This is a genomic window from Stenotrophomonas sp. LC732 (assembly GCF_052446685.1).
Lineage (GTDB): Bacteria > Pseudomonadota > Gammaproteobacteria > Xanthomonadales > Xanthomonadaceae > Stenotrophomonas > Stenotrophomonas muris.
The window spans coordinates 2,129,375-2,146,619 of the sequence record NZ_CP199214.1; the positions used below are offsets into that span (position 1 = coordinate 2,129,375).

General features: G+C 63.6%; 20 protein-coding genes and 1 pseudogene. 5 read left to right on the forward strand and 16 right to left on the reverse strand.

Annotated features, from left to right (window positions below):
- Positions 1-29: 29 nt before the first annotated feature.
- Positions 30-482 carry a hypothetical protein gene (locus ACT6SE_RS10210; RefSeq protein ID WP_235319607.1) on the forward strand — a complete coding sequence of 151 codons (453 nt, stop codon included), beginning with the start codon at positions 30-32 and terminating at the stop codon, positions 480-482.
- On the opposite strand, the gene ACT6SE_RS10215 is transcribed toward ACT6SE_RS10210, so the two are convergent.
- From ACT6SE_RS10215 to ACT6SE_RS10255, 9 genes and pseudogenes are all read right to left on the reverse strand, one after another.
- On the reverse strand, positions 479-1,108 hold the full coding sequence (locus tag ACT6SE_RS10215; RefSeq protein ID WP_046430530.1) for a TraX family protein: 630 nt from the start codon (positions 1,106-1,108) through the stop codon (positions 479-481). The genes ACT6SE_RS10210 and ACT6SE_RS10215 overlap by 4 nt on opposite strands.
- On the reverse strand, positions 1,105-2,301 hold the full coding sequence (locus ACT6SE_RS10220) for a zonular occludens toxin domain-containing protein (RefSeq protein WP_046430533.1): 1,197 nt from the start codon (positions 2,299-2,301) through the stop codon (positions 1,105-1,107). The genes ACT6SE_RS10215 and ACT6SE_RS10220 overlap by 4 nt, the downstream gene beginning before the upstream one ends.
- The gene (locus ACT6SE_RS10225) at positions 2,298-2,615 is read right to left on the reverse strand and encodes a DUF2523 family protein (RefSeq protein ID WP_046430535.1); all 318 of its coding nucleotides are present in this window, start codon (positions 2,613-2,615) and stop codon (positions 2,298-2,300) included. Before ACT6SE_RS10225 ends, ACT6SE_RS10220 begins: the two co-directional genes overlap by 4 nt.
- A gap of 2 nt (positions 2,616-2,617) precedes the next feature.
- Positions 2,618-3,967, reverse strand: coding sequence for a virulence factor TspB C-terminal domain-related protein (locus tag ACT6SE_RS10230; RefSeq protein ID WP_141098604.1), 1,350 nt, complete (start codon positions 3,965-3,967; stop codon positions 2,618-2,620).
- A gap of 130 nt (positions 3,968-4,097) precedes the next feature.
- Positions 4,098-4,337, reverse strand: coding sequence for a hypothetical protein (locus tag ACT6SE_RS10235; RefSeq protein ID WP_046430540.1), 240 nt, complete (start codon positions 4,335-4,337; stop codon positions 4,098-4,100).
- A gap of 240 nt (positions 4,338-4,577) precedes the next feature.
- A complete protein-coding gene (locus ACT6SE_RS10240) occupies positions 4,578-4,874 on the reverse strand; it encodes a hypothetical protein (RefSeq protein ID WP_046430545.1) in 297 nt (98 codons plus the stop codon).
- 77 nt (positions 4,875-4,951) lie between these two features.
- Positions 4,952-5,696, reverse strand: a pseudogene (locus ACT6SE_RS10245) (rolling circle replication-associated protein).
- Positions 5,686-5,868 (reverse strand): hypothetical protein, encoded by a 183-nt coding sequence (locus tag ACT6SE_RS10250; protein ID WP_046430546.1) that lies wholly within the window; start codon positions 5,866-5,868, stop codon positions 5,686-5,688. The pseudogene ACT6SE_RS10245 and the gene ACT6SE_RS10250 overlap by 11 nt, the downstream one beginning before the upstream one ends.
- The gene (locus ACT6SE_RS10255) at positions 5,865-6,104 is read right to left on the reverse strand and encodes a hypothetical protein (RefSeq protein ID WP_046430549.1); all 240 of its coding nucleotides are present in this window, start codon (positions 6,102-6,104) and stop codon (positions 5,865-5,867) included. Before ACT6SE_RS10255 ends, ACT6SE_RS10250 begins: the two co-directional genes overlap by 4 nt.
- Before the next feature lie 163 nt (positions 6,105-6,267).
- Between ACT6SE_RS10255 and ACT6SE_RS10260 the strand changes: the two genes are divergently transcribed.
- Positions 6,268-6,630 carry a DUF3693 domain-containing protein gene (locus tag ACT6SE_RS10260; RefSeq protein ID WP_046430551.1) on the forward strand — a complete coding sequence of 121 codons (363 nt, stop codon included), beginning with the start codon at positions 6,268-6,270 and terminating at the stop codon, positions 6,628-6,630.
- A 407-nt stretch (positions 6,631-7,037) separates the two neighbouring features.
- Here the strand turns inward: ACT6SE_RS10260 and ACT6SE_RS10265 are convergent.
- Both ACT6SE_RS10265 and ACT6SE_RS10270 read right to left on the reverse strand, forming a co-directional pair.
- Positions 7,038-8,179, reverse strand: a protein-coding gene (locus tag ACT6SE_RS10265; protein ID WP_087944428.1) for an IS3-like element ISStma9 family transposase whose coding sequence is annotated in 2 segments (ribosomal slippage) — positions 7,038-7,942 and positions 7,942-8,179 — 1,143 coding nt in all. Because the reading frame shifts where the segments join, the coding sequence is not laid out codon by codon here.
- A 382-nt stretch (positions 8,180-8,561) separates the two neighbouring features.
- Positions 8,562-9,718, reverse strand: a protein-coding gene (locus ACT6SE_RS10270) for an IS3-like element ISStma5 family transposase (RefSeq protein WP_087944427.1) whose coding sequence is annotated in 2 segments (ribosomal slippage) — positions 8,562-9,478 and positions 9,478-9,718 — 1,158 coding nt in all. Because the reading frame shifts where the segments join, the coding sequence is not laid out codon by codon here.
- Positions 9,719-9,729: 11 nt separating this feature from the next.
- Here ACT6SE_RS10270 and ACT6SE_RS10275 point away from each other — a divergent pair.
- From ACT6SE_RS10275 to ACT6SE_RS10285, 3 genes are all read left to right on the forward strand, one after another.
- Positions 9,730-10,440 (forward strand): tetratricopeptide repeat protein, encoded by a 711-nt coding sequence (locus ACT6SE_RS10275; RefSeq protein ID WP_444811153.1) that lies wholly within the window; start codon positions 9,730-9,732, stop codon positions 10,438-10,440.
- Positions 10,441-10,895: 455 nt separating this feature from the next.
- Positions 10,896-11,252, forward strand: a complete 357-nt coding sequence (locus tag ACT6SE_RS10280) for a hypothetical protein (RefSeq protein ID WP_049439759.1) — start codon at positions 10,896-10,898, stop codon at positions 11,250-11,252.
- Positions 11,253-11,723: a hypothetical protein gene (locus ACT6SE_RS10285; protein WP_046430640.1), complete on the forward strand. Its 471-nt coding sequence runs from the start codon at positions 11,253-11,255 to the stop codon at positions 11,721-11,723.
- Between the two features lie 39 nt (positions 11,724-11,762).
- On the opposite strand, the gene ACT6SE_RS10290 is transcribed toward ACT6SE_RS10285, so the two are convergent.
- Genes ACT6SE_RS10290 through paoA form a run of 5 tightly spaced genes read right to left on the reverse strand, consistent with a single transcriptional unit; the run spans position 11,763 to position 17,233 of the window.
- Positions 11,763-12,389 carry a nucleotidyltransferase family protein gene (locus ACT6SE_RS10290; RefSeq protein ID WP_046430646.1) on the reverse strand — a complete coding sequence of 209 codons (627 nt, stop codon included), beginning with the start codon at positions 12,387-12,389 and terminating at the stop codon, positions 11,763-11,765.
- The gene (locus tag ACT6SE_RS10295) at positions 12,365-13,426 is read right to left on the reverse strand and encodes an XdhC family protein (RefSeq protein ID WP_046430648.1); all 1,062 of its coding nucleotides are present in this window, start codon (positions 13,424-13,426) and stop codon (positions 12,365-12,367) included. The genes ACT6SE_RS10290 and ACT6SE_RS10295 overlap by 25 nt, the downstream gene beginning before the upstream one ends.
- A gap of 8 nt (positions 13,427-13,434) precedes the next feature.
- Positions 13,435-15,639, reverse strand: a complete 2,205-nt coding sequence (paoC, locus tag ACT6SE_RS10300) for an aldehyde oxidoreductase molybdenum-binding subunit PaoC (RefSeq protein WP_046430650.1) — start codon at positions 15,637-15,639, stop codon at positions 13,435-13,437.
- On the reverse strand, positions 15,639-16,589 hold the full coding sequence (locus ACT6SE_RS10305; protein WP_046430652.1) for an FAD binding domain-containing protein: 951 nt from the start codon (positions 16,587-16,589) through the stop codon (positions 15,639-15,641). The genes paoC and ACT6SE_RS10305 overlap by 1 nt, the downstream gene beginning before the upstream one ends.
- Entirely contained in the window at positions 16,586-17,233 is a 648-nt protein-coding gene (gene paoA, locus ACT6SE_RS10310) for an aldehyde dehydrogenase iron-sulfur subunit PaoA (protein WP_046430654.1), read from the reverse strand. The genes ACT6SE_RS10305 and paoA overlap by 4 nt, the downstream gene beginning before the upstream one ends.
- Positions 17,234-17,245: the final 12 nt, after the last annotated feature.

Sequence of the window (17,245 nt, forward strand, 5' to 3'; positions counted from 1 at the left end):
ATGCTCGCAGGACGCCTTGGGGAAGCCACATGGACCGCGAACGACACGAACCGACCTTCAGTGCGCCGGATCTGAAAGAGATGCGATTCAGGACCGATCGCAACCGGCCAGCCCGACAAAGCGAACCGACCTCGCCTTGGCTCTACATCGGCGTCAGTGCAGCGCTACTGGTAGTCATCGCAATAGGCCTCATTGAATGGAACGCCCGGCGGCAAGCAGCTGCTATGACCCGCGAACTGATGCGACCAGCGACACCTGAAGAACAGGCGGCGCTGGATCGCCAAACAGCCGAATGGGAGCAAAAATTGCGGGCTGAAACCGCCGCAGAGTTGGCCCAGGTGCGGCGCACGATTCAACTTGATCGGGCCTTGCCCCGAGTCGAGCGGCGACCGCTCGAGGCCGGTGAACGCTGCATTGATGGACGCCGATTCAAACGAATGGACGGCGGCGGCTGGCGCGACCTCCCGAACGCGCCCTGCTAAACAGCGACTGCAATGGCAAGAACCACCAGAAGTACCAGGTGGCCCACGTAGTAGACGTAGAATGCCCGGCCGGACCTTGGAATAGCCCACTCCACACGCGCAAGGCGCAATGCCGGCAGCGCCAGTAGTGCCCAGGCATTGCCGTTGTAAGCGCACACCAGGGCCATGCAAGCCCACACCAGCCAAGGGCGGCCACCCTGCCCTCGATACCAATGCCAGGCAGCTAGAACGAGCCACACGCCAGGCCAGGCGTAATCCAGGGCGACGGGAGCGACGATTGCCAGTAGGGCGGCCAATGCCCACTGACGGCGCTCCAAAGCCCATATGCAGCCAGCCGCGGCGGCAAAGGTAAGCAGCACGTTGAGTGGTAGCACCTGGCCGAATGCCACCGTAGCCGCGGGAGTGGCGACCAGACCCCAAGCCGCCAGGCGCCGTGCTGACTTCCCAGCATCGGCGCCGTCCTGAGCCAGGTTGTAGGCCATGACCAGGGCAAACACGGGGAACGCGACCCGGCCAAGCTCGGACACCACCGGCACGTAGCCAAGCCCGAATACCGTCAACACGTGATCGCCGGTCATCAGCACCAGGGCAAGCCACTTTAACAACTCACGTCCGCCGCTGGTCATAGCTTGTTGGGTCCGGGTGGAGTGGTCATGTAGGTAGTAGTCGGATGCGCCTTGGACTCAGGGAAGCTGCCCATGGCCCGCTCCACATGCTCGAGGGCAACACCACCACCCTGCCCTCTATTCGCAATGTCACCGCGAGCGCGCTCGATCTGGGAAGGGCCATCGACGTAACGATCATTGCGTTCGTCACGGAACGGCTCGTATTGCCCGTGACGTGCAATCAGTCGGCACGTCGGTTCATCGGCCAGCTGATACCTGGTTCCCTGTTCGGTGACGCATGTGCAACTTGGGTCATCAATGTCGCCCTGGGCATTGGGCCCACCCAGAGACGACATGCAGAACAATCGCGGAGCCTCGCTGGGAAGGTTGATAGCGCTGTCGTAGGCCGGTGCACTCCACGGCTCGGATGGGATACGCGGCATGAATTGATCGACGTACTCCCGAATCGTTTTCGTGCCTCTCGCTCCGCCTGCACCGCCCGCCGTCGCTGACGCTCCGTCAGGCGGTGCATGCGCGCTCTGTGCACTCGGCGCTGGGGGCGTAGCCGTGCCACCTCCTAACCGCTCGCCCATGTTGCCGAAGGTGTAGTACATCAGCCCGAGGCCACCCACCACCGCAATTGGCAGCGCGATGTAGTACCAGGGAATCTTGCGCTCAGTGGTGTCCAGCTCGGTGGACTTGTAAAGCCCCATCGGGCGTTTGGGAAGCGCTTTACGCTTCACCACCAGCGGCGTTGCCTTCTCGGCCTGCGCCTCAAACCGATCGAACTCACGCAGGTGAACGAACTTCGTGCCAAAGCGACGGCGCACGTGGACATGCCGCTCAATGAGGTCGTGCACAAACTGATCGCACTGCTTATCGGGCGACTGGCTGATGAAAATAAAGTCCAAGCCACGATGACGATGTTTCGCAAGCTGTTCGACGTGATGCGGCACCTTCGAGCCTGGCGGTCGCTTCGGCAGCATGTTGTGCTCGTACGCCTCATCGACCAGGGCGACTGCACCATCAGGGAGAAAGTTCGGCCAGTCGCGGAACTGCTCTGGCGTCATCTCCAACACACCCGCCTTGGCATAGTCGAACTCGCGGATATTGCAGGCATACACCGCCCTGCCCTGATCCTTGAACTCCAATAGCCGGTCAATGCCGTGCAGCGTCTTTCCGTGACCAGGTTGGCCGGTATACCAATAGATCATGACCCGGACCCCAGCTGATCGGCCACTGCCTTCGGCACGATGAACACCTTCCAGGTAAGCCGAACCGTCAAGGCCGAAAGAATCATCGACATGGCAGTGCCGACGCCCAAATAGCCGAGAAGCTCTTGCGCCGGCCCACTGATGCCGCCGATGTACTGCAGCACGAACGCCTTGAGATTCGGCAACACCGCATTGAACGTCACTGTGGTAAGGCCGAACGTCGCAAGGATGCGGGCGAAAATCCCCGCTGCCGCATCCTTCAGCGTGCCGACCAGCAACACAACCGCCTTAAGAATCCATGTCCAAACCATCATGATCAGAACCCCCAACCCATCAGGATTTTCAATGCAACGAAAGCGGCAAATATCTGAATGAGCCCGCGCAGAATCGCCGCCGCTTGGCAGAAGTAAGGGAAGTCAGTGCCACTGATCGTCTGGCCCATCAGCTTGAACGTTGGCGGCGTGGGGCACGATCCACCGCCGAACATGTTGCTCGTATCGAGCAATCCGGTTGATACCCCGATACCCCATTTCTTGGCGCCCTGGACATCGGTTGCACTATCGCCAATCGGAGCAGGATCGCCGCTACCTTCCAGCACATCCGCCACGCCATTGCCATTGGCATCGGCGTTGTTTCCGGGCGTCTCCGTCTTCCCCGCAGCGAGCTTCTCCAACGCGCAGGCTGATCGCCACTGCATCAGCAGCCCGGCGTACTCCATCGCGTTGCATTTCTCGCCAGTGCAGGTAGGCATGCCTGCCTGAGAACACTGACCGCCGCTGATGTTGTTGTTGCGCCGCGTGTTGCAATCAATGCGCCACTGAATTCGCGCCTGGCCGCACATGATCGGCGATCCGCTACACGACGGAGGCGACGAACACGTATCACCACCTGAAAATGAATCCTTATCGTCTGGCCCGGTCGGATCAGGATCGCCATCGTTGTCCTTATCGCGCTTACACGTGCCGTCAGGCCCGCGCACCTCACCAGTTGCGCACGAACCATCGCCAGGAATGCACTGACCTGAAGGACTGCGGATCATGCCGGACGGGCATTCTTCGTCCTTCTTCTTGCAGGAGCCCGCCACCAACGCCATGCCATCAGGGCACGCCTTGTCATCGGTACACGCATTACCAGTCTTCACCTTGCCCTCAGGGCACTCAGGCTCAACGGGTTGGCATACGCCGAGCATCCCGTTCCACACCATGTTCTTGCCCTGAGCATCGCAATCAGGCTTCTTGTCGCAGACCTTACCGTTTGGAGTGTAAGTCGTGGTGTCATCGCCGTTATCACGGAAGACCGACTCACAGCCATTCATGCACCTTACGGAGCCAGATGGAGGGAAAAATGATGTTGTCTTGCCGCCACGTTCCGAACAGCCCTTGCTGAAATAGAACGTCTGCAGGCCGTCACGATATCCGGCGCAACCGGTAGAACCGAATGCCCCGACATAGCTCATCCCGCTCCCCTTCCACACGCAGGGAACATAGGGGCTACTCGAAACGGAGTTCGCGTAGGCATTTGCTTCAGCGAAAGCCTGGCCTTCATCGCACTCAGATGGATACGAGGTGCACTGATAGGTGGCAGCGGACACGCCTCCGCTATAGAACATGCCGACGCCGATCAGCACTAGTGTCGCAAGCAGTACAACGTAGCGATACGCGGCCATCACATTCCCTCGAATGCAAGCCAGCACGCGCCGCAAACAGCAACGATGATGAAGTACCCCATGACCCTTCTCCCAATAAAAAGGGGGCGAACGTTACCGCGCGCCCCCTGCTCCGCCCAGGACACCCGCGTTAGCGAGCCTTCTTGACGTAGCCCCACAGGATGATCGCGCCCAGGATCACCGCTGCAGCGGCAACCACCAGCATCACATCGGCCTTACCACCCGACAGCTCGCCCGCGATCGCGGCGCCCGGTGAACCCGAACCACCCGATGCCAGGGCGGCACCGGATGCCATCAGGGTGGCGATACCGGCACTGACCTTGGCCGGGACGGAAGCGCCGGAGCGGCGCAGGTTGTTCTTCAGTTCCATGATTTTCCTCGTCATTTCAGTAGACCCCTAGCCGCGCCGCGCGGAATACGAGGCGCGCTTTCAACCCGATTGCCCAAACGCCAACAATGGCCGCCGCGACAAGGGTTCCATCAGCCACATCAAGGGGTGGAAGAATGGGCTGGTGGTACGGCATCCAGACCGGCACCGAACACGTCCCGTCCTGCTGCACGTTCTCCGCAGCACAACCGACAACGTAGAGAGGTGCCGGGCCAGACATGATCAGGCCGCCTTGGTGGCGGGCTGCGGCTTAGCACCTGCCGGATCGACCAGCGTCATACGGCGAGCCAGTTCCACGCCGAAGCGGCCCGGAACAAGATCGGTGGTGACATCCCACTCCTTCACCGCACCAACCGGATAGCCCTTGTCCAGGCCATCCACTTCGACTTCAATCTGGATGCGCATGGCTTCGGTTTCGAGCGTTGCGCGCTGGCTGTAAACAGGCTTCTGCATGCCGGTCTTGGTGGTGACAGTGCGGGTTTCGACATTGCTGTTAATCGTGATCTTCGGAGCGTTCATCGGTCTGTTCCTTTTGGCTTCGTGTGAGATTGGTCGTTTCGAGGTCGGCAAATTTCGGGCGGTACTGTGGGGTCAAGCTAAGTCCCCCCTACCCCCCCGCAGGGAGACGTGGTAGGCCGCTTGTTACCCCGTTGCGCGATGCTTGCATCAGTCCGCCCGGTGACCAGGTATCGCCCTGGCCGGTCGGATCGCGTGTTGCTGTCGCCTGCGATCAAGGCGTCTTGCTCTGGGCGGCGCGTGTAGTCGATGGGCGGCGGGTTCCATGCCCCGAAATTCCGCGAGAAATCGACCACACCGCCTTTCGTGACGTACTTGCTTACGTAGCCAGTGATATCCGCCTGGCTGCGGGGCGCTTCGATGCGATTGCGACCGAACTCCCGGTACCACCATTCGTGCCACTCGTAGCGGCTGGCGAGGCGGTTGAGGTCATCGGTAGGTGCAGCTGCAACGGCGTGGAAGTGCAAGCGGCCATCACGGTGGAACTCCTGTCCTCGCGCCCACTGAATGCCGCCGTGCCAGCGCGAAGCCCACTTGGGACCGTAGATACTGCGATTGAGGCAGCTGACGAAGTAGCGGAACGCTTTATCAGCCGCTTCCTCGTGCATTCCGCCCGTGCGGCTGGTCTTGCTGAGCTTGAACGTGAGCGTCCAGAACTGTTGCCAGGGAACGCGCTGGAGTAGCTCGGCGTATCCCTGCGCTTGGTAATCAACGTGCCGCAGCTGGTGCAGCAATTCAGCGTCGCATCCGATGCTCGGAGCGTCTGTAGGCTGCCCCCCGCACAGGTAGCACGGACTGTTGGGGTAGTGACTCGTCATGACTCATCGCCCTTCCGCCGCTGCAACCAATGCCGAAGCGCGAGCCAGACATGCTCAATCAAGATCGAAACCAGCGCGCCCAGGAGCAAAACGATCATGAAGATGGCGGCGGCTAGTAAGCCCGTGTCATCGCGCATCACATCAAAGAACTCAACAAAGCTCGGCGGCACCGTGTTCATGCGGCCCGCTCCTGTTCGTCGGCGAGCTCGGCGGCCGCCAGCAGATTGCCGCGCTTGCTCGCTTCGATTTCCAGTCGGCGCAGGTCGGCGACCGACTGTGCGACGTGCTGGCTTTCGCGTGCAGTGCGTCCAGCGGAGTACACGCGCCGATCAACACACCAGAAAACGAATTTGACTAACCCCAGCGAGACGGCTGCGATGCAACCCAGCAGCACGACTGAAACGAGTGCGTCCATGTGCCCTACCCCTCCCCAAGCCCCAAGGGGCCCCCGGGCAGCCTTGGGGTGCTGACCGGGGGTATCGGCTACAGGCGTAGTCGATGGGGCGCACCATAACCGGCTACACCCGTAGCCGTCAACACCTGTAGTCTTCGCCCGTAGTCAACGGGTGGAGACGGTCATGGATTGGGTAGAGTTTTTCGAGAAAACGCGGCAGGCAGCAGGCGTTGAGAGCTTTGCAAAGCTCGCTCCGAAGCTCGGTATTTCCGATGGCGCCATTTCTCACTACCGCACAGGAAAGCGCGTGCCCCAGGTGTGGGTCGTTGCAGAGTGCCTGAAGATTCAGGGCCATCCGCAGCCGGAAAAAGCGGCAATTCAGATCATGAAATCAGAGGCGCAAACGTCGCCGGAGCGGCACTTCTGGAAGCGGCTAGCGGCCACCGCCATGGCGCTGATGCTGGCAGTAGGCTTCGCCCTACCGCATGAGGTGCAGGCAATGCCGCAACCAGGTAATGCCTTGCACGATATACATTATGCGAAATGATGTATCGGGCTGTGGCGGCGTTCGTGTCCTCGGCGTGGAAATGGTGTCAGTTTTCTTGGTTCTTGTCCTTTTGCTTAGGTGACGAAGCAGATAAATCTGTTACCAAGCGCCAAGTAAAAGTGTTACGCGTTCGAACACAGCGCCTTTGGAACACTAAGGATTCTTTCGAAAGAACTTCAAATGCAGCCATCGCGCCCGCACTTGCACTCCGAAGCGTCAGGTACCATGGCATAGACGCTAAGGCTCAACTTCCGAGACTCCCTCAATGAACGACACTGATCGAGAGATCATGCTGGTTGCCATGGTAATCGTCGGATTTGCGGTCTCATTTGTCTGTTGGGCTGCCTGGCTAGCTCGCAGAACGCGACTTGCGCGGAGTGAATCGCCCAGGGTTTTCTAGACAGTCGTCAGCCGTTTAGTGCGTACTGCTTCTCGAACTCTACCGGGGACAGCCCGTCGTTGGAACTGTGCCGCCGTTTTGGGTTGTAGAACATCTCGATGTACTGGAAGACGTCGGCCCGTGCCTCGTCGTGATTGCTGTAGATCCTCCGCTTAATACGCTCCCGCTTCAGTAGCTGGAAGAAGCTCTCCATCGCTGCGTTGTCATGGCAGTTTCCTCGTCGACTCATGCTGCACACGATGTCGTGCTCGCGCAGGAAGCTCTGCCAGTCTTCGCTGGTGAACTGGGTTCCCTGGTCGGAGTGAAGCAGAAGCCCGGGGCTTGGCTTGCGCCGCCACACTGCAGCCAATAGCGCCTGCAAAACCAGGTCCGTATGTTGAGTTGGTCGGGTTGCCCATCCAACGACCTGACGCGAAAACAGATCAAGCACTACCGCCAAGTACAGGAAGCCGTCGTACGTGCGGATGTAGGTGATGTCCGTGACCCACGCGCGATTTGGCTCACTGACTTTGAAGCCGCGAGCCAGAACGTTCTTGGCGACTGATCCAACAGGGCCGCTCAATGGGCGTGGTCGCCGACCGTAGCCGACCATTGCCCGCAGCCCCTCGCTCTTCATCAAGCGTGCCACGCGATGACGACTACACGTCTCGCCAAGCTCGCGCAGATCTGTGGTCACTTTGCGGTGGCCATACACAGAGCCGCTTTCCAGCCAGCTGTGCTTGATTAGGCCGAGCAACCGCTGATCGTCCTTGTCGCGAGCGCTTGCCGGCTCTTTTAGCCAGGCGTAGTAGCCACTGCGATGGACGCCAAGCATCCGACACATCGCCGCGAGGCCGAACTCATCTGCGTGTTGCTTCATGAAGGCGTACTTTGCTCTTACCCCTTTGCAAAGTACGCGGCGGCTTTTTTTAGGATGTCTCGCTCTTCAGTGACCCTGCGTAGCTCAGCCTTGAGGCGGCGCACTTCCGCGTTCTGGTCCTGCTCGACACGCCGGCCAACATCGCCTTTGCCTTGTTGCCGCTTCCAGCCGTAAAGACTATGGATCGACACGCCCAGTCGCTCGGCAACCTCCGCTACCGGACGGCCGTACTCAACGATCTGTCGGACCGCCTCGATCTTGAACTCATCGGTGTACCGCTTCGTGCTCATAACCACCTCCGCCTAAGCCATAGTTTATGGCTGCGAGGTGTCTACGGAACCCTGGGCGATTCAAGAAGCCACGTTTCTGCTCAGGCTGCTCAGGTACAGAGAGATCGGGTACAGCAGACTTCCCTACCCTCGATAAACATCCCTTATCGCTACTGCACTGATTTGGCGGGCAAAAAGGGTTTTCGCGCGAGCTCCAGCCTGCTCACGTCAGCCACAGGCACAAGAATTGCAGCCTTCTGCTCCGGCGCCCAAAACACATAGCTGTCCCCCAAGCGCCCCACCAAACCCAGGCTACCTTGCACCCTCTCATCAATAGTCACATTGACCGTGTGCTTGCTGCTGCCAGAAGTAATCGCCTTGGCGCGTTCGAAGCCAAGGGGTTCTACCCCGAAATCACGGACGGTTGTAAAAGGGCTGAGAACTTCTGGTCTTGCCTGGCGACCCTTCGTCGCATCCTCGGGTTGTGGAACCGCTCGATGTATTCGAACACATCCGCCCTCGCGGCATCGAGCGTTGGGTAGGTCATGCGGTAGACCCGCTCGCGCTTGAGCAGGCCGAAGAAGCCTTCGCACGCGGCGTTGTCACCGCAGTGGCCCACCGCGCTCATCGAGCACACCAAGCCGTTGGCCGCCAGGTAACGCTGGTAGTCGCCGCTTCGGAACTGGCTGCCACGGTCGGAGTGCAGGATCAGTGGATGGCTGCCTTGGCGCTGCCAGACCGCCATCTGCACGGCCCTGATCACCATCTGACGATCCTGACGATGATGCATTGACCACCCCACCACCCGCTGGTCAAACAGGTCCAGCACGATGCACAGATACAGCTTGCCTTGCCGGGTCTTGAGCTCGGTGATGTCGGTGACCCACCTGGTCTCCGGCTCCAACGCGGTGAAGTCCCGCTCCAGCAGGTTGCGCACACCCGGCGGCGTCAGCGCCGGCTTGCCGCGCTGGCCTCGCCGCTTCGGTCGCGGCCAACCCTGCAGGCCATCGGTCGCCATCAGACGCGCCACCCGGTTCAGGCTCGCCGTCTCGCCTTCCTCGGCAAGGTCTTCATGCATCCGGCCGGCGCCCAATGTGCCCCGGCTGTCCTCATGCAACTCACGGATCCGGCCGAGCAAGCGCTGGTTGTCGCGCTCCCGGGCACTGGGCAAGCGCTTACTCCAGTCGTAGTAACCGCTGGCCGAGACCCGCAGGCAACGACACATCAGTCGCACTGGAAACTCATCGCGGCAACGTTCGATCACCTGATACCTCAGGATGATCCCTTGGCAAAGAACGTCGCCGCTTCTCGCAAAAAATCCCGCTCCTTCTTCACCCGGGCCAGCTCGCGCTTGAGCCGCGCCAGTTCCTCGTCCCGGGGCGTCCCGGTGCCACCGAAGGCCACCTGGCCCCGGCTCTGGGCCTCCCGCTTCCAGCGGGTCAGCAATGCATCCCGGATCCCCAGCTCCCGGGCCACCTGGGCACAGCTGACGCCCGGCTGGCTGGCCTGCTCAACCGCACCGCGCTTGAACTCGGTGCTGAACTTCCTTCGCTTCGACATGAACACTCCTCATGGCCTTGATCGGCCTTCTCGTAAGTGTCCGTGAAAACGGGGGTGAACCCCTCTTCTCCTTCCCACTGCTAGGCAGCATCGTCTACTTCCTGGCGATCTACTTCCCGGAAGCCCGCAACTCGCGCGGCGCGCGGCAGGCAATCCGCTCTGCCAAGCAGCTCATGGACCCGGGCCAGGACCTGCGCAACGCGCGTGCCGAACTGGCGCGTACGCCCACCGTGCAGAATCGGGTTCGCCTGGGCATGACACTGCTGGATGCTGGCCAGGCGGAGGAAGCCAGAACCCTGCTTGAGCAGGCAGCCAGCTCCCCGCTGGGCGACGATCCCTACATTCTGACCGGCCTGGCGCGTGCCCGCCTCGATTCCGGGCAGCCCGCGCGTGCGGCGGAGACGCTGGACGGCCTGTTCGCCCGCCATCCGGATGTGCGCCGCAAGCCGGAACAGACCCTGCTTTACGCGCAGGCACTGGCGGCTGCCCAAGCGCCCGGCATCCGCGCCGCGTTCGAGCGAGCCGTGGAATGCGGAAACGATGCCGCCGCCCGCTGCCTGTACGCCGAGTGGTTGATGGCACAGCCGCAGCCCGACGACCGTGAGCAGGCCCGCAGCCTGTTCGCCAGCATCATCGATGATGCCCAGCTCTGGTCGCGTCACGCACGCAGCCACAATGCCGCATGGCTGGAGCGGACCAAGGTCGCGTTGAAGGGCTACTGACGCCCGACAACCTTTGGCAATCCTGTCGCAACTGCCTCGCTCACAACCTCGCCGGACGGATGCCGACACTCGTCAGGCGTGCACCGCCGACATCGATAACAGCCTTGCGGCGCAAGGCTCCAGGCCCGTTGCGCCATATGCAACGATTCTGAAAATGTTGAAAGTGATGACGGCATCGGCCTTACTGCATTGGCATCGCGCACAGCCGGGCGTATTCCTCTCCGTGCCACCGAAAACAGGTGGCCGGGATTCGAAACCCCGGTAGTTCGCTGAAGTAAACGCTTGCCAGCCGGCATCACCCTGTGTGGTGCCGGCTGGCAATCCGTCGGCCGGCTATGGCGGGCGGTGCGTGGAGGCCTTGTGCCTGCCGGTTTAGCGAACACCGGGTTTCGAACCTCGCACCGTCCGCCACCTTTATCGGTGGCGGCTTCTGCATGCACGCAAGGAGCCCAGCCATGACCCAGCCCCACTCCCCTGCCCCGCACCCGATTCGCGACACGCCTGCGAATGGCCCTGCGCTGGACCCGAACACCCTCATCGCCCTGCTGCACAGTATCGGCTCGGGCGCCGCCTCCGATGGCCAGCCGTGGCCGGAACGCCATCAGATGCCCGGCCGACGCATCGCCCTGGCAGATACCGATTGCTCTCTGGCGGGCCTTCGGGTGGTGCTGGAGATCCTGCTGGCCGCGCAGCGCGCCCGCGAGAACGGCGAGCTGGAGCAGTATGTTGGCCCTCGCGTCATGGAGGGCCTGATCATGGCTGGCATCGGCCTTACCGCACACGCCAGTACGCGCCTGCATCCGGAGGGGTGAGTGGCGTGGTGCCGCTGGGCGGCCAACGCGCTCTGTCTTGTGGTGGTGGTTGCGGCACAGGCGCAGTGGCCGGCGACGCCGGCGCCCTCGCCTGTCGCGTTCCAAAACATCAACGACGATCGACTCTCACAACTGCGCCGCCAGGCGATGCAGTTCGTGGACTCTCGGCCACGACAGGGCTTCCAGTTCGTAGAGCGGCGCCGAGATGCCGAGTTCCAGGTTCATTGCCGGGGCATACCCGCGCTGTGGCTGGAGGGGCGCTCGCACCATCTGCTGTTGCAGGTCTCACTGGACGCGGAGCAGCGGGCGCCCGCCGTTGTGCAGCTTGGTACGTTGCTTCAATGGCAGCTGGAGCCGGTGGGCTATCTGGAGCAGGTGCTGGCTGACGTGCCGGAACCTGTTCTGTTGGATCGGGTGCTGCAGATGTTCGGGGGCGAGGTGCCTGAGGGCGCGCGATGTGGCCCACACTAGTCACCTGCGCGACAGGCATTGGCCCAGTGATCATGCGGGTCACCTCCCGGCATCGATCCAGCCCGCATCGCGCGCACGCGCAAGATCTTCTGGCGTATCAATATCCAGGCCCAGTTCCGGTGCCTGCAGGACATGCACCGTATCGACAGGAAGTTGCCGCAGGCGCGCTCCGAAGCCCCGGTCACCGGCTGCACCGACAGCGGTGAACCAGGCGCGCGGCACGACTGCGGGAACGCCAAGCGCATTTCCGTGGCGGGTGCCCGCGCACGTTGACGCTGCGGCGCGGGCACCGGAAAGCAGCGCCTGCAGATGGGAGCGCTCGATTGCGGGCTGGTCGCATGCCACGATCATCACCGCGGTCACCGTGGGCAGCAGGTGTGCGCCGGCAACCTGCAGACTGCTCGCCAGGCCACGCTCCCAGTGGTGGTTGGTTACCGGAGTGGCATCCAGCCCGGCAACGCTGGATGTCACGGCCTGTGCGTTCGCGCCCACCACGACCAGTACCTGCGCTGGCGCAACCTCCCCCGCCAATCGCACCACGCGGTGTACCAGGGTCTCGCCCTGCCGGGTGAGAAGCTGCTTGGGCTGGCCAAGTCGGGTGCTCCCGCCGGCAGCAAGCACGACGACCGCATGCGCGTCAGTCACCTGCCGTGCGCGCTTCGCCATTGCTGCAGCTGTGCGGCGATGCTGAGCGAAATCGCCTCCGGCCCTCGGCCGCCGATGTTCAGGCCGACCGGTGATCGAAGTCTCGGGGAAAGCCGGTGGCGCTGATCCGGTGTCAGCAGCTTGAACAGGTCCTCGCGCCTTCGCCGCGGACCCAGCAGTCCAATGAACGCGACGTTGGTATCAGCCAGGGCCACCAGCGTCTCCCGGTCCAGTTCGAAATCGTGATGCATCACCAGTGCCGCGTCGCACCGGTCGCCATGAAGGGCCTCGGCCGGGCTGGTCTGAAGATGCGCATCCGCGCACTGCCCGGCTGAGGCCCAGCGCGCTCGCCGTTCGGCCACGCTGACCCGCCACCCCAGGCCGCGCAGCAGCGGAACCAGGAAGGGCGTTTCGGGACCGCCCCCCAACACCAGGGCCCGCGGAAGCCGGGGCAACGGCAAACGCCACGCACCCTCGCCAAAGGGCTGCGTACCCTCCATCGGATGCAGCTGCCACGCCTGCTCGCGATGGCCCGCACGGAAAACGACCTGCCCCGACGTGCGAAGGTCGCGCTGGAGTGACACGCCCTCGCGCAGCCAAGCCTCAATGACGTCGTCGAGGCCGGCCATGGCACGCAACGGCAGCAGCGCAATCCGAAGCCGGCCGCGGCAGCCGAGCGCGGACCCGCTCAACAGGTCGTCGTCACTGCGGGTGTCGATCTCGATCCAGTCGACCCGCCCTGCCGCGCTCACCTGCTCCGCGCGTCGCGCGAGCTCGGGCTCCAGGCATCCGCCGCTCAGCCAGCCGACCTGGCCGCCGTTGCAGAACAGCACCATGTCGCCGGCACCGGCGTAGGTGGAGCCATCGGTTTCCAGCACCAGCGCGAGCACGGCGTGCTCCCCCGCACGCACGCGCGTCAAGGCCGTCTCGAGCACGCCGCGCGGGCTGCCTTCGGCGAGGAAGCCCGGCGCTGCGGACAGGTCCTCGGCAAGATCGCCGGGCTCCCCTCCGCCTGCGGCGGAGACCTCCAGAGTGGGCGAGGCTACGGGTCGGTCCATGCGCAACGTCAGCCTATGTCGGGCAAGCCGGGCAACAGCTTGTCCAGGGTGATGGGATAGCTGCGCACGCGCACGCCGGTTGCGTTGTAGATCGCATTGGCGATCGCGGCGCCAACCCCGCAGATGCCCAGTTCACCCACACCCTTGGCCTTCATCGGCGAGATCACCGGATCCAGCGTGTCGAGGAAGACCACTTCCTGGTACGGAATGTCGGCGTGCACGGGAACCTCGTAGCCGGCCAGGTCGTGGTTGATGAACAAACCAAGCCGTTTGTCGACCACCAGCTCCTCCATCAGGGTCGCGCCCGCACCCATCACCATCCCGCCGATGACCTGGCTGCGTGCGGAGAGCGGATTGAGGATCCGGCCGCCATCGCATACGGCAAGCATGCGGCGAATGCGCGTTTCTCCAGTGTAGGCATGCACGGCGACCTCGCAGAAATGTCCTGCATAGGTGCCGACGTCGTAGCCTTGTTTGAAGTCGCCGAAGGCAATGCCGTCCTCCGCCGACAGGGTTCCCGCCTCCGCCAGCGTGATGGTCCGCCCATCCGCCTGGATGCGGCCATTGGCGAAGTCTGCGGTGTCGCCGTCGAAGCCGAGTTTCTCGCCCACCTTGCGGCGCAGGCTGACGCACGCCGCGTACACGCCCGCGGTGGAGCTTGCCGCGCCCCACTGGCCGCCGGAACCGGCGGAGGCGGGATGACGGGAGTCGCCGAGGGTGACCTGGACCTGGTCCAGCGGCACGCCCATGGTCTCGGCTGCCGTCTGCGCGATGATCGTGTAGGAGCCGGTGCCGATGTCGGTCATGTCGGTCTCGACAATCACCCCGCCCTGGCCGTCAAGCCGGACCCGCGCCGCCGACTTCATTGTCGGTGCGCCGCGATAGCCCGCGGACACGCCCATGCCGACCAGCCAGTGCCCTTCCCTGACCTGCGCCGGCCTGGGGTTGCGCTTGTTCCAGTTGAAGCGCTCCGCGCCTTCGCGCAGGCAGCGCACCAGGTTGCGGTCGGAGAACTTCTTGGACGGATCGCCGGGCACGACCTCGGGCTCGTTGAGGATGCGGAACGCGATCGGATCGAGGCCCAGCTTCTCGGCCATTTCGTCCATCGCCACTTCCAGCGCCATGTGGCCCGGTGCTTCGCCCGGTGCGCGCATCGCATTGCCTTCGGGCATGTCGAGCGTGGCGATGTAGTTGGCCACCAGGCGGTTGGCGCCTGCATAGAGCTTGGGCGTCTGCAGGGTGCCGTTTTCGCCATCCTCGCCGTTGATGTTGCCCGACCAGTTCTCATGGGCGATGGCGGAGATCCGGCCATCCTTTCCGCAGCCGATCCGCACGCGCTGGAGGGTGGCGTGCCGGTGCGTGGTGTTGTTGGGCATCAACGGGCGTTGCAGCGCGATCTTCACCGGTCGCCCGACCTGCTTGGCCGCCAATGCGGCCAGCACCGCGTCGGCACGGATGAACAGCTTGCCGCCGAAGCCGCCGCCGATATAGGGCGAGTCCACGCGCACCTTGGCAGGGTCGATGCCGAGGATCGCCGCCATGCCCTGCCTGGCCCAGTCGATCATCTGGTTCGCCGTCCACAGCGTGAGCGTGTCACCCTCCCAGGCGGCGATGGTGGCGTGCGGCTCCATCATCGAATGACTTTCGTCGGAGGTGTGATAGGTCTCGTCGAGCTTGACCGCGGCGCTCGCGTAGGCGGTGTCGAAATCGCCCAGCGCCTGCCGGTCGGGCTTGCCGTCACGCCCCTTTGCCAGCGGCGCGGTCGGTGCCAGGGCCGGGAAATCGAAGCGGCCCTTGCTGCGCTCGTAGCGGGTGCGGATCAGCGCCGCGGCGGCGCGGGCCTGCTCGAAGGTCTCTGCCACCACGCAGGCGATGGCCTGGTGGTAGTGGGCCACTTCGGGTCCGCCGAACAACGGCGCGTTGTTCCAGTTCGATTTGCCGACCGGCTTGGTTTCCGGTGCGGTGATGACCGCCAGTACGCCGGGCGCGGCACGTGCGCGGGAGGCATCCATCGAAATGATGCGCCCCTTGCCGATGCCCGCACCGACGATGTAGCCGTAGGCCTGGTTCGGCGCCACGTCGTGGCGCTCGTACGCATAGGGGGCGGTGCCGGTGGTCTTGCGTGGACCGTCGATGCGCGGCGTCGACTTGCCGACGACCTTGGCCTTGTCGAACAGGTTGTCGCCGGCGGGGGCGTTGAATTCAAGGGGCATCAGCGCTCTCCTTCCGCCAGCACGGCTGCGAGGGTGCGCTCGGCGAGAGCGATCTTGAACGCATTCTCCCGCGTCGGACGGGCACCGGCGAACACCTGCCGGGCCGCGGCCTTTACGCCGTCGCGCAGCAGTGGTTCGGCTGCCTCGACGCGCCACGGCTTCGGCGCAACCCCACCGAAGGCGAACCGCGCCGAGCCGTCTCGTTGCACGACCGCGGCGACCGACACCAGTGCGAACGCATAGGACGCGCGGTCACGTACCTTGTGGTACACGTGCCGACCGCCCAGGGGCTTCGGCAGCGTGACGTGGGTGATCAGCTCACCGCGCTGCAGCACGTTGTCCTGCTGCGGCCTGTCGCCGGGGGAACGATGGAAATCGGCAATCGGGATGCTGCGCGTACTGCCGTCACCGCTGACGGTCTGGATCGAGGCGTCCAGCACCCGCAGGGCCACCGCCATGTCGCCCGGATAGGTCGCGATGCAGCTGTCCGATGTGCCGATCACGCCCATCTGCCGGGAGAACCCCTCGAGTGCGCCGCAGCCCGACCCGGGCAGGCGCTTGTTGCAGGGCAGATGGGGATCGTAGAAATACGGACAGCGCGTGCGCTGCAGCAGGTTGCCGCCGGTAGTGGCTTTGTTGCGCAGCTGCCCGGAGGCGCCTGCCACGATCGCGCGGGTCAGCACCGCGTAGTCGCGGCGCACGCGCTCATGCGAGGCCAGCGCGGTATTGGTGACCAGCGTGCCGATGCGCAGGCCACCCTCGTCGGTGGGTTCGATCCTGTCCAGGCCGATGTCCTGCACATCGACCAGGTGCGCTGGCGTCTCGACCTCCAGCTTCATCAGGTCGAGCAGGTTGGTCCCTCCGGCCAGGAACTTCGCGCCCTCGATACCGGCGACGGCCTTGGCGGCCTCGGCCGGGGATCTCGCGCGTTCGTAACTGAAGGCCCTCATGCGCGCCTCCCTGCAGGGGTCACGCCTGCAACCTCTTCCATCGCCTCGGCAATATTGGAATAGGCTCCGCAGCGGCAGAGGTTGCCGCTCATGCGTTCGCGCATCTCCATGTTGGTGGCCCGGGGCCGTGCGCTGACGTCTGCCTGCACATGACTGGGGACACCCCGCTTGATCTCGTCCAGTACCGCCACCGCCGAGCAGATCTGCCCCGGCGTGCAGTACCCGCACTGGTAGCCGTCATGCTTGATGAAGGCGGCCTGCAGCGGATGCAGGTCATCGGGGGTTCCGAGGCCTTCGATGGTGGTGATGGCATCGCCCTGGTGCTGCACCGCCAGGCTGAGGCAGGCATTGATGCGCTCACCGTTGACCAGCACGGTACAGGCACCGCATTGACCGTGGTCGCAGCCCTTCTTGGTCCCGGTCAGCTTCAGATGTTCGCGCAGGGCATCAAGCAGCGTAGTCCGCGTGTCGAGCTCAAGCTCCCGCCGCTTGCCGTTGACGGTCAACGCCACCGTGCTGATGACCGGCGGCCTGGGCGGCGGGGGCGTCGCCAGTTCGGCGGCGAGCGATGACGCCCCCGGTGCGGCGGACATTGCCACGGTCGTGACGCCGCCGGCGATCACCTGGCGACGCGTCAACTTCATTCCTTCATCACA